Raw genomic sequence first — 23603 nt, 5'->3', positions numbered from 1 at the left:
TATGAACTTCAAAATTCCAACCCTTGTTTCTGCGCTTGCCGTGATGTTCTTTTCACAGTCAGCTTTGGCTCAGGAAGCCCCGAAATACAGCTACGTAGAAGCTTTCAAACCATTTTTCTATACACAGACAGGTACGCCTACAAGATCCGCAAGCGGACAGCCGGGACACGCGTACTGGCAAAATTCGGCAAGTTACAATCTCGATGTAAGCCTTAATGAAGCCAAAAACGAACTTACAGGAACTGCGGAAATCACTTATACAAACAACAGTCCTGATAAATTAGGGTTTTTATGGCTGCAGCTCGACCAGAATTTATTTGCAAAAGATTCAAGAGGAAATGCAGTCGTACCGACTTCGGGAAGCCGAAACGGAGCGCACGGTGAGGAATTTGACGGCGGTTACAAAATAAAATCGGTAAAACTGGACGGAAAGGATGTGAAATATACCATTACCGATACCAGAATGCAGATCGATCTTCCAGCAGAACTTAAAGCTATGGGAGGAGTCGCAAAAATTAAGATTGAATATTCTTTCCTTTCTCCAAAATACGGTTCCGACAGAATGGGAATTCAGGATACGAAAAACGGAAAAATCTTTACGATAGCACAATGGTATCCGAGAATGTGTGTGTATGATGATGTCATGGGATGGAATACCCTGCCTTATCTTGGTGCTTCGGAATTTTATCTGGAATACGGAGATATTACGGCAAACATTACCGTTCCTGCCAATCATTATGTGGTGGCTTCAGGAGAATTACTGAATTCAAAAGAAGTGTATTCCAAAGAAGAAATCAGCCGATGGGATCAGGCAAAAAACAGCGATAAAACAGTGATGATCCGTTCTGAATCTGAATTAGGAAAAAACAATTCAACAGGAACAAAAACATGGAAATTTAAAATCAATCAGGCGAGAGATTTTGCATGGGCTTCGTCTCCGGCATTTATTCTGGATGCGGCAAAAATTAACCTTCCGAGCGGAAAAAAATCTTTGGCAATATCTGCTTATCCTGTAGAAAGTGTAGGGAAAGATGCGTGGAGCAGATCTACAGAATACACAAAAGCGGCGATTGAGCATTACTCTGCAAAATGGTACGAATATACCTATCCGGCTGCAACCAATGTAGCAGGAAATGAAGGCGGAATGGAATATCCGGGAATTGTTTTCTGCCATATGGATTCCAAAGGCGGCGATCTTTGGGGCGTTACCGATCACGAATTCGGGCACAACTGGTTCCCGATGATTGTGGGTTCCAACGAAAGATTGTTTGCTTGGATGGATGAAGGATTCAATACATTCATCAACGAACTTTCTACGGAAGCTTTTAACAAAGGTGAGTATCACGAAAAGAAAAATATTGCGCAGATGAGCGGATATATTATGAGCGACGGTTTTGAACCCATTATGGTAGGTCCGGATAATATGAAAGAAAACAGCATCGGAGCTTTGGCGTATTTCAAACCGGGAATGGGACTGCAAATCTTAAGAGAATCTATTTTAGGACCTGAAAAATTCGACAAGGCATTCAGAACCTATGTTGAAAGATGGGCTTTCAAACATCCTACACCTTGGGATTTTTTCCACACGATGGAAAATGTGTCGGGTGAAGAGCTGAACTGGTTCTGGAGAGGCTGGTTCATCAACAAATGGAAAATCGATCAGGGCATTAAAAATGTAAAATACGTTAACGGAGACTTTAAAAACGGAGCCCAGATCACGGTTGAAAATATCGGACAGTTACCAATGCCGACCAACGTTCAGGTTAAATTTAAAGACGGAACGCAGCAGATGGTAAAACTGCCGATCGAGGTCTGGAAAAGAAATACGGAATGGACATTCAGAATCAATTCTACAAAAGAAATCGATCAGGTGAAACTGGATCCGAATTCAGAGATTCCGGATGTAGATTCTAAAAATAACACATGGAGTTCCGCTGATGCAAAACCGACGGAAAAAGTAAATCTTAAAGAATTTACAGGAACTTTCGGAAGCAAGGATCTTCCGATGAAAATTGTATTTACAGAGAAAAACAACCAGCTTTTTGCTCAGGCAACAGGACAGCAGGAATTTCCTCTGGAATATATCGGGAACAATACATTCAGTCTGGAGATGGCGCAGATTTCTTTAACCTTCAGTCAGGATAAAAAGTCATTTACCTTTAAGCAGAACGGAAGAGAATTTAAATTTAATAAAGAATAATTTTAATCTTTTAAACCATTAAGTTCTAAATTAAGAAGTTAAGCTTTATTAAGGAAAATCAAGATTTTCAATCTTAAATAATGGTAAACTTAATTTGACCTTAACTCCTTAAATAAAATCTTAATGGTTCTATTTTACCATATCAAACTTCGGAAAATACTCCGGAGTTTTTTGTTTTTAAATTGAATTTAATATTAAAATTCCCAATTCTAAAGACTGTTTTAAGGAGAAATCTTACTTTTGTTACTTTGTTAATTAAAATAGATGATTATGAATTACAGATTTTCAATCGTATTCCTGATGGTTTTTGCATTGGGATTTTCGCAGAATCTTAAGGTGATGAGTTTTAATATCAGACTGAATGTAGATTCGGATAAAGAAAATTCATGGACGAACAGGAAACAGGATGTTGCAGATCTCCTTACCTATTATCATCCGGATTATTTCGGCGTTCAGGAAGCATTGCCGGATCAGATGAAGGATATAAAAAACGGATTGAAAAACTATGATTATGTAGGAGTGGGAAGAGACGACGGAAAAGAAAAAGGTGAATTTTCGGCTATTTTTTATGATACAGAGAGATTGCAGGTTTTAAAATCGGATACGTTCTGGCTTTCGGAAACTCCTGAAAAACCTTCAAAAGGATGGGATGCCGCTTTGAACAGAATTTGTACGTATGCTGTTTTCAGAGATAAAAAATCTAAAAAAGAATTCATGGCACTGAATCTTCATTTCGATCATATCGGAAATGTAGCAAGAGTGAAGTCTTCAGAATTAATTTTAAAGAAAATCAAAGAAATCAATCCTAAAAATCTGCCTGTAACTGTGAGCGGGGATTTTAATTTAACGGAAGATTCGGAGCCGATAAAAATTATGTCGCAGAATATGAAGGACAGTTTTTATCATTCAGAAACAAAACATTACGGTCCGAAAGGTACTTTTACAGGTTTCAATGTAAATGAAATTCCGAAGGACAGGATTGATTATATTTTCGTCAAAGGATTTAAGATCAAATCTCACAGACACATCAACGACAGAAGAGAAAATCTGCTGTATCCATCGGATCACTTTCCGGTTTTAGTGGATTTAATGTTTTAAAATGGCTTTAGTCAAATATTTAAGATATTAAATGATTTCTGCTTAATTGTAAGCAATCAAAAAATAATACAAACGGTAATAATTATATTGCCGTTTTTTGTTACTTTTATGTTAAATAAAATACTTATTATAAAAAGATTTTAATGAAAAAGCTTGTTTTGGGTGTATTGTTTTTAGTTTCATGGCAATTTTCCGCGCAGGAATTGTATATGCCGAGAAATATTAAAAAAGCATACGAAAACGGAACCCGTGATCTGTCGGGCGCTCCGGGTAAAAATTACTGGCAGAATAAAGGGATTTATAATGTTGAGGTAAAGGTAGATGCCAATTCTAAGGTGGTTTCGGGAAAGGAAACCATCGTCTATACCAACAACAGCCCAAATGATCTGAATGATCTTGCCATAAGATTTGTTAATAATCTCCATAAACCACAGGCTCCGAGATCGGGCGTTGTTTCCAAAGATTTTCTTTCTTCGGGGTTGCATATTAAATCATTTGCTGTAAATGGTGAAAAATATAACGTAAACAGCGACGATTGGGGAACGGTTGAAAAAATAAAGCTGAATTCAGCCTTAAAATCCAAAGCGAAAGCTGAAATTAAAATAGAGTGGGAGTATCCTTTATCTGTACAAAGCGGAAGAGAAGGACAGATAGATCCTGAAACATTTTATGTAGCCTATTCTTTCCCGAGAGTTTCTGTTTATGATGATTACAATGGATGGGATATGCTTCCGCATTCCGACAGGCAGGAGTTTTATAATGATTTCAACGATTACAGTTTTGCCATTACTGCGCCTAAAAATTACGTAGTCTGGGCAACCGGAGATTTCCTGAATCCCGATGCCGTTCTTCAGTCTGAGTATTTAAAAAGATATAAGTCTTCGTTAAAAAGCGACAAAGTCATTCACATTGCTACTGAGCATGAAATGAAGTCAGGAAAAGTAACGAAGCAGAATAAATGGAATACGTGGAAATTTAAAGCCAGCCATATCACCGATTTCTGTTTTGCTTTAAGCAATCATTATGTTTGGGATGCGGCAAGTGTACAGCTTAAAACGAAAAGAGCAAGTGTTCAGGCAGGTTACAAAGCAGATGCAAAAGATTTTGAGCATTATGTGGAATGGATGCAGTATAATCTCGACTGGTTTTCTAAAAACTGGCCCGGAGTGGAATATCCTTACAATGCAATGACGGCAATTCAGGGGTTTGCAGACATGGAATATCCGATGATGATTAACGATACCAGTATTCCGGATGATTTTCAGGATGCGAGATTAACCGCAGACCATGAAATTGCACATACCTATTTTCCTTTCTATATGGGCATCAACGAAACCCGTTATGCTTTTATGGATGAAGGATGGGCAACAACTCTGGAATATTTAATCGGAATTGATGAAAACGGTGAAGCAAAAGCAAAAGAATTTTATAAAAATTTCAGGGTAAAAAGATGGATCAATGATCCTTCTGCGGAACAGGATCAGCCGATTATTACGATGAGTACTCAGGTAAGCGGAGCAGGGTATGGAAACAATTCTTATGTAAAGGCATCCCTTTCTTATCTGGCTTTAAAAGATTATCTGGGAGATGATCTGTTTAAAAAAGCATTTCATCATTATATGAACAACTGGAACGGAAAACATCCGATTCCGTGGGATTATTTTAATTCTATGAATACAGGTTCCGGAAAAAATCTGAACTGGTTCTTTAATAACTGGTTTTACACGAATAATTATATCGACCTGAAAGTGTCTTCAGTATCTCAAATGAATGATCTTCTGACGGTAAATGTAGATAATGTGGGCGGTTTTGCCATCCCTTTTGATGCGGAAATCGGCTATGAAGACGGAACTGTGGAGAAGCTTCATTTTTCGCCATCGGTCTGGGAAAAAGATCAGAAAAAAACAATGCTTACAGTTCCGATTACCAAAAAAGTTAAATCGGTAAACCTTGACGGAGGTATTTTTATGGATTACACCCCGAAAGACAATACTAAAACATTATAAACAAATTCCGGCTGTTTCAGAGAAACAGCCGGAATCATTTGTATTAAAATTAACAATAAAGATTAGTATAGTCTTAACCCTGATCTTGCTCCGGAAGAAGCTACAACAGACTGCATTCTTGTTTTTTGTCCTGCGGAGAACATAAACATGGCAGCATCATCCACATAATCCATGTAATTCATGAACATTACAGATCTCTGTACGCCGCTGCAGGTATTGTAAAGAGGGTAGCTTGGTTTTCCTGTGTTAGCTGTTGTTTGCGTAGGTGTATCGCTTACAAGGTCGTTTCCACAGTTCGCATCTCCCCAGATGTGTCTTAAGTTCAGGTAGTGTCCTACTTCGTGTGTAGCTGTTCTTCCCAGATTGAAAGGAGAAGAAGCACCGGTCTTACCAAAATAAGGAGACGCAATTACTACACCGTCGTTCCATAATCCTGAAGATTCCGGAAAAGTTGCATAGCCAAGAATCTGTCCCATATTTCCTACCGTCCAGATATTTAGATAATTAGAAGGGCTTGTTGCATCAATTCCTCCGGTAGATGCTTTCTTCATCGCATCATTGGTACTCCAGCTTGTTTTGGTAGTAGATTTTCTTACGACATTCGCCAGTCTGAATCTTACTTTCACATCACCTGCTTTTACCCCCTGAAATTCGGAAGGAATTTTTGAAACGTCGGTGTTGGTTCCTGCGTAATCTGCATTAAGAACTGCAATTTGTTCTGCGATACGAGCGTCAGAAACATTTTCAGCAGTTGTTCTGTATAAGACATTTACCACTACCGGAATTTCAACAGTGCCATCGGATAATACTTTCCCCAGCTTCATGTCATTTTCAAATCTTTCGGTTTTAGCTTCAATTTCAGAATATTTCTGTCTCAGCTCCGAACTGTTTTTCAATGCCACTTTTCGGATTTCTTCAGAAGCACAGCCTCTTTGCAGTGCGGTTCCGGAAATTGCAGGCGTGTTTTCAGATTCTTCGGTCTGGTTAGAAACGTTGTCGCTGTTACAAGCAGAAAGGAAACTCAGCATAAGAGCTCCGAACATTAGTTTTTTCATAAAAATACAATATTTTGTTTCGGAGATGAAATTATACTATTTGAAGTAATTATGCAAGTATTTCACAGTATAGTTGAATTATTTTATTATTCAATAAATAGTAATTTTCAATATATGTTGCTGTATTTTTATTTAAACGGTGTTTTTGTTGATTATTTAAAATCGTTATTGAGTAATGCTTGAGTGTTGATTTTAACCTGCGAAACCATTTTTAATGGCAAAAACGGCAAGACCAACCCGTGTTTTAAGATCTAATTTATCACAAAGCTGATCTCTGTAGCTTTCTACCGTTCTCGGGCTGCAGCACATTTTATCCGCAATTTCTTTATAGCTGAGTTCTGTAACGGTGTATTTTAAAAACTCTTTCTCGCGGTCGGAAATTTTTACATTATTGGCAGCATCTTCATTGTTCATGTTGGAAAAAATGATTTTCGAAGCCCATTCCGGATAAAAAAAACCGTCATTGTTAAGTTTCGTCAATGCATTCTCCAGTTCTTTCGGGTGTGTATTTTTCAGTAAGTATCCTTTGGCGCCGTTCCGGATCATTTTAATAACGCTTTTATCATCGCCCTGCATGCTTAAAGCCATTACTTTAATGTTCGGATGATTTTCTTTAAGCCAAAGTACGGTTTCGAAACCGTCCATAATCGGCATACTGATGTCCAGAAGAATGATATCCGGAATTTTGCTGTTGTTTTCGAATTTCTGGATCAGGTCTTTTCCGTTTTCGGCAACGTAAATTACTTCAAACTCCGGAAAATTATCAATAATTCCTTCTAAAGCTTTTGCGATAAGTACATGATCGTCTACAATTACTATCGTTTTTTTCATGGCTGTCTTTTTAAAATAATGTTGAGCGTAGTTCCCAAATTTTTCTGACTTTCAAGGCAAAAATCTGCCCCGATAATTTCGGCTCTGTTTTTCATATTGGTGAGCCCGATTCCGTTGGATTTGATGTTGGACTGATCGAAACCAACCCCGTCATCTTTAATATTCAGTTCCCAAAGCGACTCCTGAGAAGTATTCAGATTAATCAGAATATTTTTACAGCCTGAATGTTTGATGCTGTTCTGAATAAATTCCTGAGTAATTCTCAGCAATACGTTTTTATGCACAAAGCTGAGATCCAGTTGGTTAAAATTATGCTGAAAATCGACATGACATTTTTTAAACGCATTGGTATTGTCTACTTCTTCCTGAATTAAAGTTACGATTTCCTTTTGATTAATATTGTCGTCCGTTAATGTTTTTGAAAGGCTCCTGAGATCATGAAGCGACTGATTGATGATCTGTGAAACCTGCTCAATTCTTTCGCTTACCTCCGGAACTTTATTCTCATACAAAAGCTGCTGTGTGTAAAGGCTCACTAACGTTAATTTCTGTCCGATATTATCGTGAAGTTCGCGCCCGATCTGCTGCATCGTTGCCTGCTGAATTTCAAGCTGCGTCGCTAACAATTCTTTCTGGTGAATTTCGTTTTTTATTTCAATCTCATTCAGATATTCTTTCTTGCGCTGTTTGTATTTGCGGATATAAACCATCACCGCAGCCACAAACAATACAAAAAAGATATTGAATAGAATTAACGTTACTAAGAGTTCTGTCTTCCCCATATGAATGAAATTGAGAATAAAAGATACATGACGATTCCTGAAAGTAAAAAGTAGGAAAAATAAATATTATAGATTTCTTTATAATTTCTGATAAATGGAAAAAAAGTCCAGAATGGAAGTGTTCCTATATAGAATAATGTAACCCCCAAATTGATGTAAAACATAGGGTTTTTGTTAAAATTCAGAATATTGGACGAATTAATTTGTTTATAATATTCCATAATCACAAGGATCATTAAAATTAAACAACCTAAAGTGTAATTAATTGAAAACATTACATTATCTGTATCTAAAATAAATTCACTTGGAATAAATGATAAAAGATAAATAGCAGATAATGCTAAAAATGTTTTCTGTTTTTCAAAAGATTTTGCAGCATACAGCCAAAAGAAAAATATAAACTGTACAGGAATAACAAAATAATTATAAAAGGCTTGTTTATTATAGTCTATAAAATTTTCTCCCCACTTTCCAATACATTCACAAAAGAATATAAATATTAAATAAAATACAAAGTATTTCCAATACTGATTTTTAATTTGCTTATAATAACAAACAGAGATTAAGGCAGCTATGCCTTCACTCCAGAATAAAGATTCATATATAAATTTTTGGAAATCGGTCATTGTATTTAATTAATATTTCTTTTTTTAGATTAAAATGATTCTGTAACCGTGTTGTTGGGAGGAATAAGATGACCATGATTCTGACAGACTACCTCTCCCTGCAAACCAGAATTTCTTGCCGAAGCCATCGCCAAAAACTCACCGCTTCCGCTTGCGCTTAAAGGATTGAAATCATAGCAAAGCCTATCTCCGTTTTCGTCTTCCTGTTTCATCGTAGGAACCAAAACTAAAGTGTGTCTCTGCGCATATTCTGTTCCGATCGGAGTTCCCGACATGATGCTCCAGTCCTGCTCTTTAGGATAAGCCGCATAATAAAATCGTATTCCCAAATCCTGATCTGTAACTCGGGAATCGTTTTTCAATGCTTCATTTTCAATGTCTGAAATAAATTTTTTCAGCGTAGCCAGATCAAAATGAATGGAATGGGCATCATCAAATCCTAAATTTTGGTTTATACACGCCAACTGATTTTTTCTGTAGTTCTCTACAAGAGTTCTGATCAAATCGCAATGAAGGGTGTTGGGATTAGAAATTGATTCGGCTGATTCAAATTCTAAGTTGTCTAAATTTGGTCTTGTTTCCATAAAGCTAGTTTTAAAAGGTGAAAGGTTAGTTGGTATTGCAAATCTCGTAAAATTTTAAAGTAATACGACACGGTTTTTTCCTGATTATTTATGGGGTTTTTACGGATTGCAATTTTTAATTAAAATTATAAAGATTTTGGATAGATTTGCAGCGATTATTAAATTCATTAATCGTAAACAATAAATTATCAAATGAAAAGACAGACTATCGCATTACTTTGCATAGCAATATTTAGTGTTTCATGCGCTAAGAAAGATGAAAATGCAGCGGATGGCAAATACACGGATGATCAGAAAGCTTCTTATTACATAGGTCTGAGCATTGCCCAAAACATGAAACAGGAAGGCTTCAAAGTAGATGCCGATCTTTTGGCTCAGGCTATTAAAGAAGAAATGAATGGAGGGAAAAAGCTGATGCCGGCTGAAGAAATGGAAGCTTTTATGCAGGAGTTTATGCAGAAGCAACATGAAAAAAAGCAGGCAGCAGCAGGCGTAAAGGCAGATGAAAATAAGAAAAAAGGTCTGGATTTTCTTGCTAAAAATAAAAGCAATCCTAAAGTGAAAACTACAGCTTCCGGTTTACAGTATGAAGTCTTGCAGGAAGGTGATGGTAAAACAAAACCAAAAGCGTCTGATATTGTACAGGTAAAATATACCGGAAAGCTTCTGGATGGAACTGTTTTCGACTCTACCGACAAAAACGGAGGCGCACCAATGGACATTAATCTGGGCGCAGTAATCAAAGGATGGACAGAAGGCATCCAGTTGATGAGCAAAGGATCTAAATACAGATTTTACATTCCTTCGGAGCTGGCTTACGGAGATAATGGTGCCGGATCAATTCCTGCGGGTGCTACCATTATTTTTGATGTAGAATTGGTGAATATTAAATAAAAATGTTGTTTGATAGGTAGATCAGCGATAATGGGATTTGCTTATTTTACATCTGATTTATTACAAATAAAATTTCCGCAGATTTTTTGGTCTGCGGAAATTCTTCAAAAATAATATATATGAAAAAAACTACTTATAAATCGGTCGGTCTGAAAACCAAACCTGTCTCTTCGAAATAATCTAAAGTGATTCTGTCTCCATCATTTACCGTTCCTGCCAGAATCTCTCTTGATAATTTGTTGAGAACTTCCTGCTGAATGACTCTTTTCAGAGGTCTTGCCCCGAATGCAGGATCATATCCTTTATTCATCAGATAATCTACTGCATCCTGAGTTGCCGTCATGATGATATTACGTTTTGAAAGCATTTCATTAAATCCTCTTAACTGATAGGTAACGATTTTTCCGATTTCCTTTTTTCTTAAAGGCTGGAATAATACAACCTCATCAATTCTGTTTAAGAATTCAGGACGTAACGTCTGTTTCAATAAATCAAAGACCTCATCTTTTGCCTCTTCCAGTGTTTCCGGACTAATGTTGTCGTCCTTGTCACGCAGAGCGGAGTCGAAGCGCTCCTGAATTAAATGTGAACCTAAATTCGAAGTCATAATAATGATCGAATTTTTGAAATTCACCACTCTTCCTTTGTTATCTGTTAGTCTTCCGTCGTCTAAAACCTGTAACAATGTGTTGAAAACATCAGGATGCGCTTTTTCAATTTCATCCAAAAGAACCACAGAATACGGTCTTCTTCTCACGGCTTCCGTTAATTGTCCGCCTTCATCATAACCTACATATCCCGGAGGCGCACCCACTAATCTCGAAACACTGTGACGCTCCTGATATTCGCTCATATCAATTCTCGTCATATTGTTTTCATCATCAAATAAAAACTCCGCTAAAGCTTTTGCCAGCTCGGTTTTTCCGACTCCGGTGGTTCCCAGGAATAAGAATGACCCGATTGGTTTTTTATCATCACTCAATCCCGCTCTGTTTCTTCGGATCGCATCCGCAACGGCTGTAATGGCTTCGTCCTGTCCAACCACTCTGTGATGCAGTTCGGTTTCCAGATTCAATAACTTTTCTCTTTCAGACTGAAGCAGTTTCGTAACAGGAATTCCGGTCCATTTGGCAATCACTTCAGAGATGTTTTCAGAAGTTACTTCTTCTTTAATTAACTCATTCTGATGATTTTGCATTTCGATTTCAAGCTTTTTCAGCTCTTCTTCCTTTTCGCGCAGTTTTCCGTATTGGATTTCCGCTACTTTTGCGTAATCTCCTGCTCTTGAAGCTCTTTCTGCCTCTAATTTCAGAGATTCTATATCTTTTTTAATCTGCGTTAAATCTTCAGATTTTTGCTTTTCTTTTAGCCATTTGGCGTTAATTTCATTTCTCTGTTCAGAAATCTTCGCAATATCTTCTTTTAAATGATCGATTTTCGTCTGGTTACCTTCTCTTGAAATGGCAGCCAGTTCAATTTCCATCTGCATTAATTTTCTGTCTAAAACATCAAGCTCTTCCGGTTTCGAATTGATTTCCATTCTTAATTTAGCAGATGCTTCATCAATCAGGTCAATCGCTTTATCCGGTAAAAATCGGTCTGAAATATATCGTTGAGACATTTCCACCGCTGCAATAATCGCCTCATCTTTGATTCTTACTTTGTGGTGCGCTTCATACTTATCTTTAATTCCACGAAGAATAGAAATTGCGGATTCTGTATCCGGTTCTTCCACCATTACCTTCTGGAAACGTCTTTCTAAGGCTTTATCTTTTTCAAAATACTTCTGATATTCATTTAAAGTCGTTGCTCCAATCGCTCTTAATTCTCCTCTTGCCAAAGCTGGTTTAAGGATATTCGCGGCGTCCATTGCACCTTCACCGCCTCCTGCGCCTACCAAAGTGTGGATTTCATCAATGAAAAGAATAATCTGTCCTTCCGATTTAATAACTTCATTCACCACGGATTTCAGACGCTCTTCAAACTCACCTTTGTATTTTGCACCGGCAATCAAAGCGCCCATATCCAGAGAATATAATGTTTTATCCATCAGATTTTCAGGAACGTCACCGCTGATAATTCTGTGGGCAATTCCTTCCGCAATGGCGGTTTTACCAACTCCGGGTTCACCAATCAGAATCGGGTTGTTTTTCGTTCTTCTTGAAAGAATCTGCAACACTCTTCGGATTTCTTCATCACGGCCGATCACAGGATCTAATTTCCCTTCCGCCGCTAATTCGTTGAAGTTTTTAGCGTATTTATTTAAAGACTGATACGTTTCTTCCGAACTTGCAGAAGTTGCCTTGCTTCCTTTTCTTAATTCTTTAATTCCGCCTTCCAGAAGACTCTTGGTAACGCCCATATCTTTCAGCATTTTTGAAACTTCTGAATTCGTTTCCAATAGTGAAAGCCATAAATGCTCAATGGTGACATATTCGTCGCCCATTTTTTTAGCAATGTTAGGCGCATCAAGCAAAACTTTATTTGCTGATTGTGAAAGGTAAATATTCCCTCCCTGAACTTTAGGGAGCTTCTCTAAATTTTCGCGGTTTCGCTCTCTTACCAAAGCTGCATCTGCTTCAGATTTTTTTAATAAGAAAGGCGATATATTTTCATCTACCTGAAAAATTCCTTCCAGTAAATGTTGAGGTTCGATCTGTTGGTTGCCAAATTCCATTGCTACCTGTTGTGCAGCCTGAATTGCTTCCTGAGATTTTACGGTATATTGATTTAAGTTCATATTTTGTATATTTTTGATTCTTTAATTTTTAGTTTCCAATTTTAGATTTTAGACATCAGATTTCAGACCATAAGAGTCAAATAAATGTTAATTTTTTAATCAGATTTTCTAATTTCTGATGCCCTTAATCTTTATTTAATCATTTAATTCAGGTACATTATCGCAAAAAGTATTCTATTGTTGAATTTTTAAAAATATTGGACAAAATTTCCGAAATATTTATTTTAAATCTATTTTGGAAAGACAAAATTTCCGAATCGAAGAATTTAAGTGAAAATTATCGGAAGAACCGTCAGATTGGGTTGAATCTCAAAATACGTCTAACCTTATTTTTTGATTGAACCATTAAGATTTTAATTAAGAAGTTTAGAATATTTAAGAGTTGCTTCGCTTTCCAAAATAATGCATATTAAAAATCTATTGATTTTTTCTTAATTAAACTTAACATCTTAAATCTTCTTAATGGTTTAAGTAATTTTTCATTTCATCATTTTGAAAAAGTATTATGCAGTGTATGGCTTTTAATTTTTAGTTTAAAAATCATATTCTCAAAATCAAATATTAAAATCAAAATAATTACTTTTGCGTTTTTACAAATGGAGCTTAAAGAAAAACAGAAGAAAATTTTAGATGTTGCCGTGGAACTTTTCAAGGAGAAAGGCTACATGGGAAGCTCTGTGCGGGATTTGGCAACCAGACTGAATATCAAAGCAGCTTCTTTATATGCACACATCCGCTCAAAGGAAGAAATTCTCGAATGGATCTGTTTCGGCATCGCGCAGGAATTTTTTGATGAACTTCAGGATGTAAAAAACACCAATATTCCACCAAAGGAAAAGCTCAATCTTTTTATTGAAAAACATTTGTCGGTTGTTCTTCAAAACCGTGATGTCACGCACATTTATTCCAATGAATGGAAGCATCTTGAAGAGAGATTACCAGAGTTTATCGAATTAAGAAAAAATTATCAGCAGGAAGTTGAACAGTTGATTTCTGAAATTTATACCGCTGAAAACTGGGAATTAAGATCACCCGCTTTTACCACGAGATTTATTCTTCATACCTTAAACAATTCCTATTTCTGGTTCAAAAGAAATATTGATTCTGGTTCTGATATCACCGATGAAATTAGGGATAAAATTCTTTTCGGTTTACTGGGAAATCAAAAAAAATAAACCGTTTAACTGTCATTCTGACGAAGGAAGAATCTCACAATTATTTTAAGATTATTTTACTCTATTCAATTCTGATTATGCAGTAAGCTGTCATTTCGACGAAGGAGAAATCTACTAAACATTAAATAAAAACAGATTTTTCACTTCACTTCTGAACTGCGTTCGTAGACTTTCTGTCTATGTACTGAATGACAAAATCCTCATTAAAATCATGCTTAAACTAAACCTCAATCTTAGCCTTAACTATTTAGAATCATTAAAAATCTGACGAAAATCATAAAAATTTTGTCACGTTCCAAAATCTTTTTAAATTTACACCTAACAAATGTTAGTTAGTTATGGATTTTGGTGTTGAATATCTTAAGCTCGATCAGTTGAGACAGCTTCAGTCTGAGCGGTTGGCAAATTTGGTAAGCTATCTTGGGGAGAAGTCGGAGTTTTATAAAAGAAAATTTAAAGAATCAGGAATATCTCCACAGGAAATAAGGTCGATCGAAGATATTACCAAACTTCCGATAACCTACAAACAGGATTTGAGAGACAACTATCCGTTTGGTTTATTTACTGTTCCGAAGAATGAACTGCAGAGAATTCACTGTTCAAGCGGAACAACGGGAAAACCGACGGTAGTGGGATATACAAAAGAAGATGTTGATTTATTCAGCGAAGTCGTGGCGAGATCTTTGAACGCAGCAGGCGCGAAACCGGGAATGCAGTTGCATAATGCATATGGTTACGGAATCTTCACGGGCGGATTGGGATTGCATTACGGAGCGGAAAAACTGGGAATGAGCGTTCTTCCGATTTCGGGAGGAATGACGGCGAGACAGGTTGATCTCATCATGGATTTTCAACCCGAAGTAATCTGCTGTTCGCCATCTTACTCTTTAACCATTGCTGATGAATTTGCTAAAAGAGGAATCCCCGCAGAAGAAATCAGTTTAAAATATGCCGTTTTAGGTTCAGAGCCTTGGACGGAATTAATCAGACAGCATATTGAAGAAAGATTAGGCGTTCATGCAACCAATATTTACGGATTAAGTGAAATTATAGGGCCGGGTGTTTCGATGGAAGATTTTGAAGAAAAAGGAGGTTCTTACATTTGGGAAGACCATTTTTACCCCGAAATTCTCGATCCGGTTACAAAAGAGCCAGTTCCGTTTGGTGAAGAAGGCGTTTTGGTGATTACGACTTTAACGAAGAAAGCAATGCCGCTTCTGCGTTACTGGACAAATGATATCACAAGTCTTTACTATGACGAAAATGGTAAAAGAACGATGGTAAAAATGCGTCCGATTTTGGGAAGAGCCGATGATATGCTGATTGTAAGAGGGGTAAATGTTTATCCAAGTCAGATTGAAGAAGCATTTTCTCATGTGGAAGGAGTCGTTCCGAACTATTATTTAACTCCTGTTGAGAAGGAACAAATGTGTGTTGCACTGGATATTGATGTTGAAATTGGTGACGAATTGATCGCCTCGAAAAATTTAAATCAAAATACCGACGATTATGTTATTTTTGTCGGAAGCTTTGAAAAAAGTATAGAAAACGAAATAAAAAAGAGGGTAGGAATTACCACAAAAGTGAAAATTCATGCTCAGGACAGTCTTCCGAAATGCGAAGGTGGAAAAATTAACAGAATACTTAAAAAATAAATGAATTCATTTTATAAACTTAAAACGGTAAAAGTTCAGAAAGATACCAACGATGCAGTAAATGTAGCGGTTGAAATCCCTGAAGAGCTGAAAGATAAATTCAGATTCAAACAGGGGCAGTATCTTAATTTCCGAATGATGATTAACGGAAATGAAGAAAGACGTTCTTACTCCATTTGCAATGCGCCGAGTGAAAAAAGCAACACGCTGGAAGTTTTAGTGAAATTATTGGAAGGCGGAAAAGTTTCCGGTTATTTCAACGAGCATCTTCACATGGATGAAATTCTTGAGGTAATGCCTCCGATGGGCGGTTTCAACACATCTTATCATCCGACAAACGTAAAAACATACATTGGTTTGGCGGCAGGAAGCGGAATTTCTCCGGTTTTATCAAATATTAAAGAAAGTCTTTATCAGGAGCCGAATTCCAACGCGTACCTGTTCTACAGCAATAGAAGCATGAATCACGTGATGAAAAAGGCTGAGATCGATAAATTGGTGGAGCAGTTCAACGGAAGATTGAAAGTAGTTTATCTCGTAAGCCGTGAAAAGCATGAAGACCCGATTTTTGAAGGAAGAATTTCTCCTGAAAAACTGGAACATTTATTTGAAAGATATGCAGATATTGATGTAAAAGAAGCCACGTATTTCATTTGCGGACCTTCTGAAATGATCAAAGGAATTGCAGATTATTTGAAGAAAGATAAAAAAGTTCCGGCAATTCAGGTTCTATTTGAATATTTCACTGCTCCTGACGAAGAAAATACGGAGGAAATGAGCGACGAATTCAAGGCCATTGCCAATATTGAAAGTATGGTTACGGTAATCATTGACGATGATGAATATTCTTTCCATTTGAATTCAAAAAAAGAGAGTATCTTAGATAAAGCATTGAAAGACAATCTTCCTGTACCTTTTGCGTGTAAAGGAGGAGTGTGCTGTACATGTAAAGCCGAAGTTTTGGAAGGCGAAGTCTTCATGGAAAAAAACTACGCGCTTACCGAAGAAGAAGTAGCCCGAGGTTACGTTCTTACCTGCCAGTGTCACCCGACAACCAACGTGGTGATGCTTAATTATGATGTTTAAATCAATTTGGAAATGAGCCAATGTGCCAATTTGAAAATGCCATGATTGTGTTTTAATTTCAAATTGCCTAATTCTCAAATTTTCAAATTAATTAATTTTCAAATTTAAAAAGATGGATTTAGAAAAATTTGTACAGTATGTACACGACGAAAATAAAGTAGAGCCAAAAGATGTAATGCCCGATGATTACAGAAAACTCTTGGTTCGTCAGATTTCACAGCACGCACATTCTGAAATTGTCGGAATGCTGCCGGAAGCCAACTGGATTTCCAGAGCACCTTCTTTGAGAAGAAAAATGGCTCTTCTGGCGAAGGTTCAGGATGAGGCAGGTCACGGTTTATACCTTTATTCTGCAACCGAAACTTTAGGTGATGGATCCATCAGAGCCGACAGAGATGCAACGTACGAAGATATGCTTTCAGGAAAAGCGAAATATTCAAGTATCTTCAACTATCCGACTTTAAGCTGGGCAGATATCGGTGCCATCGGTTGGTTGGTTGATGGTGCTGCAATCATGAATCAGGTCATGCTGATGGGGAATTCTTACGGTCCTTACTCAAGAGCGATGGTGAAAATCTGTAAAGAAGAATCTTTCCACCAAAGACAGGGTTATGAAATTTTAATGGCTCTTTGCCGCGGTACAAAACAGCAGAAAGAAATGGCTCAGGCTTCGTTAAACCGTTTCTGGTGGCCGGCTTTAATGATGTTTGGTCCGAATGATGACAGTTCACCAAACTCTAAAATCTCTATGAATTACAGAGTGAAAAGAGAAAGCAACGACAGTCTTCGTCAGAGATTTATCGACGTTACGGTTGCTCAGGCTGAATTTTTAGGATTAACCATTCCGGATAAAGATCTGAAATGGAACGAAGAAAGACAGCATTACGATTTCGGGGAACTTCCTTGGGATGAATTTATGGAAATCTTAAAAGGAAATGGTCCTGCCAACAAAAAGCGTATCGAAACCAAAAGAAAAGCTCAAAGAGAGAATTCCTGGGTAAAAGAAGCGGCGGCAGCTTTCGCTGAAAAACAACAAAAAGAGGTAATATAATTTGAAAATGTGCTAATTTGAAAATTTGAAAATGACCTTAGCGGTTTTATTTACGATCAAATTTTCAATTACGACACTTAATCAATTTTCAAATTAACGAATTTTCAAATTTTCAAATTAATTATGGCAAATTTAGATATGTGGGAAGTGTTTATTCAGACTAAACCGGGGTTATCTCACAAACACGTTGGAATTGTACAGGCGCCAACAGCAGAAATGGCTTTACAGAACGCAAGAGACGTTTATACAAGAAGAAAAGAGGGAACTTCAGTTTGGGTAGTTCCAAGTAAATACATCGTAACTTCAGAAGGAGTGGATAAAGAAGCATTTTTCGATCCGGCTGATGACAAATTATACCGTCACCCAACCTTCTACGAGATCCCGAACGATGTAAAAAATATGTAGATTGATTCAATTTGAAAATGTGCTAATTTGAAAATTAGAAAATGACCTTAACACATTAATTATTTTCAATTTTTCAATTAAGACAATAAATCAATTTTCAAATTAACTAATTCTCAAATTTTCAAATTAAAAAACAATGAACCCATTATATAATTATTTATTAAAATTGGCAGACGACAGTTTCATTATGGGACAACGTTTGTCTGCGTGGTGCGGTGAAGGTCCTTATCTGGAGGAAGATATTGCATTAACGAATATTGCGCTGGATGAACTTGGTCAGGCGAACAACTTTTACGTTTACGCTTCAAGACTTTTAGACGATGGAAAATCTGAAGATGATATAGCCTTTTTAAGATATGAACACGAATATGTGAATGCACATTGGACAGAACTTCCGAACGAAGATTATGCCCAGACGATTTTAAAAGTGTATGTTTTTGCAGTATATCAGAAACTGATGTATGAAGCATTGTCCAATTCAGCCAATGAAGAATTGGCAGCGATTGCTCAAAAATCATTAAAAGAGGTAAAATACCATTACACGCACGCTGCTTCCTGGATGAAAATTTTTGCTCAGGGAACAGAAGAAAGTAAGAGCCGTCTGGTAAAAGCCATTGAAAATATCTGGGAATACACCAAAGGTTTATTTGCAAAAACAGAAGGAGAAGATGATTTGGTCGCTTTAAATATTGCTCCGAATACCGATGCTCTTTATGAAGAATTTTTAGCGATCACCCAAAAAGATTTTGCAGATTTCCAGTTAGAATATCCTACAAATCCTTTCATGCAGCCAAAATCCAGAACAGGATATCACACAGAATATTTTGGATATATCCTTTGTGAATTGCAGTATATGCAGAGAGCTTATCCGGGCTGTACTTGGTAAAAAAATCAATGAGTTAATTTGAAAATGTGCTAATTTGAAAATTGAGGAGTGCCATAAATTTTCAAATTACCCAAATTTTCAAATTTTCAAATTAATTATGAAAAATCCTTTAGAAATATTAGAAATGGTTCCCGATCCGGAAATTCCGGTAATTAATATCGTGGAATTGGGTATTGTAAGAGAGGCGAAAATTACTGGCGAGAATTCCTGCGAAGTAACCATTACGCCTACTTATTCTGCCTGTCCCGCCATGTTTACCATTGAGGAAGACATCATCAAAATTATGAAGGAAAACGGATGGGAAGCGAAAGTGGTGACCAAAATGTTTCCGATCTGGACGACGGACTGGTTAACCGATGAAGCGAGAGAAAAACTTCGGGTATACGGAATTACACCTCCCGAAAAAGGAGCCGACGAGCATCATATCGGGAAACCTAAAAAATGTCCGCGTTGCGGTTCCTTGAACTCAAAACAGATCAGCAGATTCGGATCTACCTTATGTAAGGCTTCGTATCAGTGTTTAGACTGTTTAGAACCTTTTGACTATTTTAAATGTCACTAAACAATTTGAAAATGTGCTAATTTGAAAACGAGTAAATTAGTAGTGAACTAAAATTTTCAAATTGTCTAATTTTCAAATTAAAAAATTATAAACTATGTATACACAACTCGATATTGAGTCGCATTTCGACGGAAAACTTAAAATTGCTTATCTCAATCAGCCGGATACCATGAACGCGCTTACAAAGCCGTCTTTATCAGATCTGAAAGATTTTGTAAAAGAATGCAGTGAAGATCCTGCAGTAAGATGTGTGGCAATTTCCGGAAGAGGAAGAGCTTTTTGTTCCGGTCAGAATCTTGATGATGCTTTTGTTCAGGGTAATGAACATCATGACAACGATATCATCAGAAAAATTGTAACAGATTATTACAATCCTTTGGTAATGGAAATTACCCACTGCAAAAAACCGGTTGTAGCGTTGGTAAATGGTCCTGCAGTTGGAGCCGGAGCGATGTTGGCGTTGATCTGCGATTTTGTTCTGGCAAATGAAAAAGCTTATTTTGCTCAGGCTTTCTCCAATATCGGATTGATTCCAGATACGGGTGGAACCTATTTTTTACCAAAATTACTGGGAAGACAATTAGCCAATTATTTAGCATTTACCGGAAAAAAATTATCCGCGGAAGAATCTAAATCATACGGTTTGGTTGCTGAAGTTTTCAATGAGGAAGAATTCAGTTCAAAATCACTGGAAATTTTAGAAAGAGTATCCAATATGCCTACAGTTGGTTTAAAATTAACCAAAAAAGCATTTGCGCATTCTTACGACAATACGCTGAAGCAGCAGTTGGAATTAGAAGGCGATCTGCAACAGAAAGCTGCAGAAACAGAAGACTTTAAAGAAGGAGTAAGTGCCTTTTTACAGAAAAGAAAACCTGAGTATAAAGGGAAATAATTAATTTGAAAATGAGTTAATCTGAGAATTTGAAAATGAGAAATGATAAAGAGAATATTATTGTAAATAAGACTTTTGATTTTGCTTTAGACATCATTGAATTTTCAGAAGGTTTGTACGAAACTAAAAGATTTCCATTAGCAAATCAGATTTTCAAATCTGGAACTTCGATTGGAGCTAATGTTAGAGAAGCTCAAAATGCAGAAAGCAAAGCGGATTTTATCCATAAATTGAAAATTGCCGCTAAAGAAGCTGATGAAACAGAATATTGGCTTTTACTGTGTTTAAAGTCTCCACATTTGCAATCGCCCAATGAAAAATTAATTTCAGATTTAAAAGAAATTTTATTAATTCTATCTAAAATTATTTCAAGTTCGAAGCTTAAATAATTTTCAAATTAACTCATTTCCAAATTTTCAAATTAAAAATATGAATGTAGGAATTATCGGTGCCGGAACCATGGGAATCGGCATTGCACAGGTAGCCGCAACGAACGGATGCAAAGTCTGGATTTATGACGCCAACGCAAAACAAGTAGAAACGGCAACCGTAGGTCTGGAAAAAACACTGACTAAACTGGTTGATAAACAGAAAATTTCATCAGAGAAAATGACTGAAATTTTAGCCAATATTGCCATTGCCACCGAATTAAAAGACTTCAAAGATTGTGAATTGATCATTGAAGCCATCATCGAAAATAAAGAAATAAAAACCAAAGTTTTCACAGAATTAGAGAAATACGTTTCAGAAAGCTGTGTGATTGGTTCCAATACTTCTTCCATTTCCATCACCTCTCTTGGTGCGGAATTACAGAAACCGGAGCGTTTCATCGGAATTCACTTCTTCAATCCGGCTCCGCTGATGCCTTTAGTTGAGGTTATTCCATCTTTATTAACCGAAAAATTTTTAGCGGAAAAAATCTACAGTCTGATGAAAGATTGGGGAAAAACTCCTGTTGTTGCAAAAGATATTCCCGGATTTATCGTCAACAGAATTGCCCGTCCTTACTATGGAGAAGGATTGAGAATTGTTGAAGAAAACATAGCAACGGTAGAACAGGTTGATGATGCGATGAAAACTTTAGGTAACTTTAAAATGGGACCTTTTGAATTAATGGATTTAATCGGAGTTGACGTAAATTTCTCGGTAACCAAAACCGTTTATAACGAATATTTCTACGATCCGAAATACAAACCGTCTCTTCTTCAGCAGAGAATGTCCGAGGCAAAACTTCACGGCAGAAAAACAGGAAAAGGGTTTTACGATTATTCGGAAGGAGCTGTTAAACCGGAACCTGTGAAAGACGATGCACTTTATCAGCAAATATTCATGAGAATTATTTCCATGCTGATTAACGAAGCCGTAGAAGCAAAAAGGTTAGGCGTAGCAAATGACAAAGATCTGGAACTCGCAATGCAGAAAGGCGTTAATTATCCCAAAGGTTTATTGGCATGGGGAAAAGAAATAGGATATTCTAAAATCTCCGAAACTTTGCAGGATCTTTACGAAGAATATCAGGAAGAGAGATACAGACAAAGTCCGTTGCTGAAAAAGTTAATTTAAACATGAAACATAAAACTCTTAGAATAGATTTGTTATCTGATTGGCAAAAGCATTTTGCTTTTGGATTAGGAGAGGTCATACTAAGCGAAAAAGATAGTGATGAAAATATTATTACTGAATTAGTTTTAGCAACAAATGCTTTTGATTTAATAATGAACTTAGATAATGACTTTTTGCATCATTCTTCGGAGAGTACGGTTTATAGATACAACTATTCAAGAGTGTATGATATGATTGGCTGGGCTTCTGAAAAAGAAGAACAAATTATCGATATCATAGAATTTTATGATTATCTCATTAATAATGAAAACCAAGTTGATATTAAATTGTTTGGAAAAGAATATGATGAGATAATAAATATTTGCAAATCAGTAATGGAAAATGAAAATAAACTTTACCTTACTGCTGACAATTATTAAATAAATTTTATGAATATTGAGGACTTCAGAGCTGAACTGGAAACAAGACTTATCATTGAAAAAGAATACATCATTCAGGAACTTTCTTCAATACATGATTATCAGGAAAAGCTTGAATTATTAGGTAAATTCAATGAAAAATATAAAGAATTGATTAAAAGATTAGCAAATGAATTTGGAATTGATTTAAATGAACATTTTCAAACAGAAGATCCTTCAAATTCCGAAAATCTTTCGTCCCATCAGATTATTCTTGGAAAGACCATGTCGGTTTACGACAAGTTGGCTGATGAATTATTTGAAAAAATAACTAGCAAAAATTAAAATGAATCCGAGACAGGTTGCAGAATATATGTTTGATCAGGATTATTTTTCCCAATGGATGAATATTAAACTGATTGAAGTCAGAGAAAATTATTGTTTAATAGAAATGCCCATTAAAAAAGAAATGATTAATGGGCTGAAAACGGTTCACGGAGGCGTTACATTTGCTTTTGCAGATTCTGCACTGGCTTTTTCGTCCAACAATTCCGGTGATGCTGCTGTTGCATTAAACTGCATCATCAATTTTACCAAAGCCGGAAAAGAAGGCGATATTTTCAGAGCAGAAAGCATTTTGGTCAATGAAACCAGAAAAACCGCTGTTTACGACATTAAAATTACCAATCAAAACGAAGAATTGGTTGCCAAATTTGTCGGAACAGTTTACAAAATTAATAAGAAAGTTATTGAACTTTAAAAATATTGGATAAGAATAAAATTTTAAAAAAGTTTTCAAGCACTCTTTTCATTGATAAAGAAAAGATGAGAGATTATTTTAAAGATAATAATCTGGAGAACTTTGATGAAACTTTAAAAGAATTTGAAAATATGCGAACAGCCACCTTCAATATTATTTGGAATAAATCTGAGCATTCACAATTTACCGTCAAAGAAATTCAAAACTTATCCGAAAAATATTTAAAAGAAAATCATGTTTGGATTAATGAAGATGGAATTGAAGCGGTTAACAGTTATTTACTGTGGATGTGTTGGCATGAAGGAATTTTAAAAAGTTAATGAATAGTATAAATGAAATAGCCAATTTAGC

Annotated in this window: 24 protein-coding genes; 18 read left to right on the top strand and 6 right to left on the bottom strand. The window is 36.3% G+C overall.

All coding sequences use genetic code 11. The features are described from left to right. The first annotated feature begins 1 nt into the window (after position 1). The 3 genes from B0E34_RS05900 (at position 2) to B0E34_RS05890 (ending at position 5304) form a co-directional block, all read left to right on the top strand. A complete protein-coding gene (locus B0E34_RS05900; protein WP_087707842.1) occupies positions 2-2200 on the top strand; it encodes a M1 family metallopeptidase in 2199 nt (732 codons plus the stop codon). A gap of 270 nt (positions 2201-2470) precedes the next feature. Further along, entirely contained in the window at positions 2471-3298 is an 828-nt protein-coding gene (locus B0E34_RS05895; RefSeq protein WP_087708006.1) for an endonuclease/exonuclease/phosphatase family protein, read from the top strand. 143 nt (positions 3299-3441) lie between these two features. Next, complete coding sequence (locus tag B0E34_RS05890; protein WP_087707840.1) at positions 3442-5304, top strand: M1 family metallopeptidase; 1863 nt, start codon at positions 3442-3444, stop codon at positions 5302-5304. A gap of 62 nt (positions 5305-5366) precedes the next feature. Here the strand turns inward: B0E34_RS05890 and B0E34_RS05885 are convergent, their stop codons facing one another. From B0E34_RS05885 to B0E34_RS05865, 5 genes are all read right to left on the bottom strand, one after another. Continuing rightward, on the bottom strand, positions 5367-6359 hold the full coding sequence (locus tag B0E34_RS05885) for a zinc metalloprotease (RefSeq protein WP_087707838.1): 993 nt from the start codon (positions 6357-6359) through the stop codon (positions 5367-5369). A gap of 192 nt (positions 6360-6551) precedes the next feature. Then, positions 6552-7190 (bottom strand): response regulator transcription factor, encoded by a 639-nt coding sequence (locus tag B0E34_RS05880; RefSeq protein ID WP_076395130.1) that lies wholly within the window; start codon positions 7188-7190, stop codon positions 6552-6554. Next, a complete protein-coding gene (locus B0E34_RS05875) occupies positions 7187-7972 on the bottom strand; it encodes a sensor histidine kinase (protein ID WP_087707836.1) in 786 nt (261 codons plus the stop codon). Before B0E34_RS05875 ends, B0E34_RS05880 begins: the two co-directional genes overlap by 4 nt. Beyond that, positions 7951-8598, bottom strand: coding sequence for a hypothetical protein (locus tag B0E34_RS05870; RefSeq protein ID WP_087707834.1), 648 nt, complete (start codon positions 8596-8598; stop codon positions 7951-7953). Before B0E34_RS05870 ends, B0E34_RS05875 begins: the two co-directional genes overlap by 22 nt. 29 nt (positions 8599-8627) lie before the next feature. Beyond that, positions 8628-9182 (bottom strand): hypothetical protein, encoded by a 555-nt coding sequence (locus tag B0E34_RS05865; protein ID WP_087707832.1) that lies wholly within the window; start codon positions 9180-9182, stop codon positions 8628-8630. 192 nt (positions 9183-9374) lie between these two features. Here B0E34_RS05865 and bamJ point away from each other — a divergent pair, with 192 nt between their 5' ends. After that, the gene (bamJ, locus tag B0E34_RS05860; protein ID WP_087707830.1) at positions 9375-10076 is read left to right on the top strand and encodes a BamJ family beta-barrel-assembly machinery protein; all 702 of its coding nucleotides are present in this window, start codon (positions 9375-9377) and stop codon (positions 10074-10076) included. Between the two features lie 133 nt (positions 10077-10209). On the opposite strand, the gene clpB is transcribed toward bamJ, so the two are convergent. After that, entirely contained in the window at positions 10210-12816 is a 2607-nt protein-coding gene (clpB, locus tag B0E34_RS05855; protein WP_087707828.1) for an ATP-dependent chaperone ClpB, read from the bottom strand. A 596-nt stretch (positions 12817-13412) separates the two neighbouring features. Here clpB and B0E34_RS05850 point away from each other — a divergent pair. From B0E34_RS05850 to B0E34_RS05785, 14 genes are all read left to right on the top strand, one after another. Continuing rightward, positions 13413-13991, top strand: a complete 579-nt coding sequence (locus tag B0E34_RS05850) for a TetR/AcrR family transcriptional regulator (RefSeq protein WP_087707826.1) — start codon at positions 13413-13415, stop codon at positions 13989-13991. A 338-nt stretch (positions 13992-14329) separates the two neighbouring features. Further along, on the top strand, positions 14330-15646 hold the full coding sequence (locus B0E34_RS05845; protein ID WP_087707824.1) for a phenylacetate--CoA ligase family protein: 1317 nt from the start codon (positions 14330-14332) through the stop codon (positions 15644-15646). Next, positions 15647-16732 (top strand): 2Fe-2S iron-sulfur cluster-binding protein, encoded by a 1086-nt coding sequence (locus B0E34_RS05840; protein WP_087707822.1) that lies wholly within the window; start codon positions 15647-15649, stop codon positions 16730-16732. Between the two features lie 112 nt (positions 16733-16844). Further along, on the top strand, positions 16845-17783 hold the full coding sequence (gene paaA, locus B0E34_RS05835) for a 1,2-phenylacetyl-CoA epoxidase subunit PaaA (protein ID WP_087707820.1): 939 nt from the start codon (positions 16845-16847) through the stop codon (positions 17781-17783). Positions 17784-17906: 123 nt separating this feature from the next. Further along, the gene (paaB, locus tag B0E34_RS05830) at positions 17907-18188 is read left to right on the top strand and encodes a 1,2-phenylacetyl-CoA epoxidase subunit PaaB (protein WP_002981782.1); all 282 of its coding nucleotides are present in this window, start codon (positions 17907-17909) and stop codon (positions 18186-18188) included. Between the two features lie 136 nt (positions 18189-18324). Beyond that, on the top strand, positions 18325-19074 hold the full coding sequence (gene paaC, locus B0E34_RS05825; protein ID WP_029297552.1) for a 1,2-phenylacetyl-CoA epoxidase subunit PaaC: 750 nt from the start codon (positions 18325-18327) through the stop codon (positions 19072-19074). Positions 19075-19171: 97 nt separating this feature from the next. Then, positions 19172-19636 carry a 1,2-phenylacetyl-CoA epoxidase subunit PaaD gene (paaD, locus tag B0E34_RS05820; RefSeq protein ID WP_087707818.1) on the top strand — a complete coding sequence of 155 codons (465 nt, stop codon included), beginning with the start codon at positions 19172-19174 and terminating at the stop codon, positions 19634-19636. A gap of 94 nt (positions 19637-19730) precedes the next feature. Next, positions 19731-20531: an enoyl-CoA hydratase-related protein gene (locus B0E34_RS05815; protein ID WP_076395152.1), complete on the top strand. Its 801-nt coding sequence runs from the start codon at positions 19731-19733 to the stop codon at positions 20529-20531. Between the two features lie 35 nt (positions 20532-20566). Further along, positions 20567-20920 carry a four helix bundle protein gene (locus B0E34_RS05810; RefSeq protein WP_087707816.1) on the top strand — a complete coding sequence of 118 codons (354 nt, stop codon included), beginning with the start codon at positions 20567-20569 and terminating at the stop codon, positions 20918-20920. A gap of 40 nt (positions 20921-20960) precedes the next feature. After that, positions 20961-22094: a 3-hydroxyacyl-CoA dehydrogenase NAD-binding domain-containing protein gene (locus B0E34_RS05805; RefSeq protein ID WP_087707814.1), complete on the top strand. Its 1134-nt coding sequence runs from the start codon at positions 20961-20963 to the stop codon at positions 22092-22094. A gap of 2 nt (positions 22095-22096) precedes the next feature. Next, entirely contained in the window at positions 22097-22513 is a 417-nt protein-coding gene (locus B0E34_RS05800; protein ID WP_087707812.1) for a hypothetical protein, read from the top strand. A gap of 9 nt (positions 22514-22522) precedes the next feature. After that, on the top strand, positions 22523-22837 hold the full coding sequence (locus B0E34_RS05795) for a hypothetical protein (protein ID WP_087707810.1): 315 nt from the start codon (positions 22523-22525) through the stop codon (positions 22835-22837). A 1-nt stretch (position 22838) separates the two neighbouring features. After that, positions 22839-23252 carry a PaaI family thioesterase gene (locus tag B0E34_RS05790; protein WP_087707808.1) on the top strand — a complete coding sequence of 138 codons (414 nt, stop codon included), beginning with the start codon at positions 22839-22841 and terminating at the stop codon, positions 23250-23252. A gap of 5 nt (positions 23253-23257) precedes the next feature. Next, positions 23258-23572, top strand: a complete 315-nt coding sequence (locus tag B0E34_RS05785) for a hypothetical protein (RefSeq protein WP_087707806.1) — start codon at positions 23258-23260, stop codon at positions 23570-23572. The last annotated feature ends 31 nt before the right edge of the window (positions 23573-23603 follow it).

The sequence above is a fragment of the Chryseobacterium mucoviscidosis genome (assembly GCF_002177115.1).
GTDB classification, from domain to species: Bacteria; Bacteroidota; Bacteroidia; order Flavobacteriales; family Weeksellaceae; genus Chryseobacterium; species Chryseobacterium mucoviscidosis.
The sequence above is the reverse complement of the archived record's forward strand: the minus strand, read 5'-3'. Positions and strand labels throughout refer to the sequence as shown.

Coding starts and splice junctions, on each gene's coding strand:
- B0E34_RS05870 (WP_087707834.1), bottom strand. CDS start 8,598: ATGACCGATTTCCAAAAATTTATATATGAATCTTTATTCTGGAGTGAA.
- B0E34_RS05875 (WP_087707836.1), bottom strand. CDS start 7,972: ATGGGGAAGACAGAACTCTTAGTAACGTTAATTCTATTCAATATCTTT.
- B0E34_RS05895 (WP_087708006.1), top strand. CDS start 2,471: ATGAATTACAGATTTTCAATCGTATTCCTGATGGTTTTTGCATTGGGA.
- B0E34_RS05890 (WP_087707840.1), top strand. CDS start 3,442: ATGAAAAAGCTTGTTTTGGGTGTATTGTTTTTAGTTTCATGGCAATTT.
- paaB (WP_002981782.1), top strand. CDS start 17,907: ATGGCAAATTTAGATATGTGGGAAGTGTTTATTCAGACTAAACCGGGG.
- B0E34_RS05850 (WP_087707826.1), top strand. CDS start 13,413: ATGGAGCTTAAAGAAAAACAGAAGAAAATTTTAGATGTTGCCGTGGAA.
- B0E34_RS05885 (WP_087707838.1), bottom strand. CDS start 6,359: ATGAAAAAACTAATGTTCGGAGCTCTTATGCTGAGTTTCCTTTCTGCT.
- B0E34_RS05800 (WP_087707812.1), top strand. CDS start 22,097: ATGAAACATAAAACTCTTAGAATAGATTTGTTATCTGATTGGCAAAAG.
- B0E34_RS05880 (WP_076395130.1), bottom strand. CDS start 7,190: ATGAAAAAAACGATAGTAATTGTAGACGATCATGTACTTATCGCAAAA.
- B0E34_RS05900 (WP_087707842.1), top strand. CDS start 2: ATGAACTTCAAAATTCCAACCCTTGTTTCTGCGCTTGCCGTGATGTTC.
- B0E34_RS05845 (WP_087707824.1), top strand. CDS start 14,330: ATGGATTTTGGTGTTGAATATCTTAAGCTCGATCAGTTGAGACAGCTT.
- paaA (WP_087707820.1), top strand. CDS start 16,845: ATGGATTTAGAAAAATTTGTACAGTATGTACACGACGAAAATAAAGTA.
- B0E34_RS05790 (WP_087707808.1), top strand. CDS start 22,839: ATGAATCCGAGACAGGTTGCAGAATATATGTTTGATCAGGATTATTTT.
- B0E34_RS05840 (WP_087707822.1), top strand. CDS start 15,647: ATGAATTCATTTTATAAACTTAAAACGGTAAAAGTTCAGAAAGATACC.
- B0E34_RS05865 (WP_087707832.1), bottom strand. CDS start 9,182: ATGGAAACAAGACCAAATTTAGACAACTTAGAATTTGAATCAGCCGAA.
- paaC (WP_029297552.1), top strand. CDS start 18,325: ATGAACCCATTATATAATTATTTATTAAAATTGGCAGACGACAGTTTC.
- paaD (WP_087707818.1), top strand. CDS start 19,172: ATGAAAAATCCTTTAGAAATATTAGAAATGGTTCCCGATCCGGAAATT.
- B0E34_RS05810 (WP_087707816.1), top strand. CDS start 20,567: ATGAGAAATGATAAAGAGAATATTATTGTAAATAAGACTTTTGATTTT.
- bamJ (WP_087707830.1), top strand. CDS start 9,375: ATGAAAAGACAGACTATCGCATTACTTTGCATAGCAATATTTAGTGTT.
- B0E34_RS05795 (WP_087707810.1), top strand. CDS start 22,523: ATGAATATTGAGGACTTCAGAGCTGAACTGGAAACAAGACTTATCATT.
- B0E34_RS05805 (WP_087707814.1), top strand. CDS start 20,961: ATGAATGTAGGAATTATCGGTGCCGGAACCATGGGAATCGGCATTGCA.
- clpB (WP_087707828.1), bottom strand. CDS start 12,816: ATGAACTTAAATCAATATACCGTAAAATCTCAGGAAGCAATTCAGGCT.
- B0E34_RS05815 (WP_076395152.1), top strand. CDS start 19,731: ATGTATACACAACTCGATATTGAGTCGCATTTCGACGGAAAACTTAAA.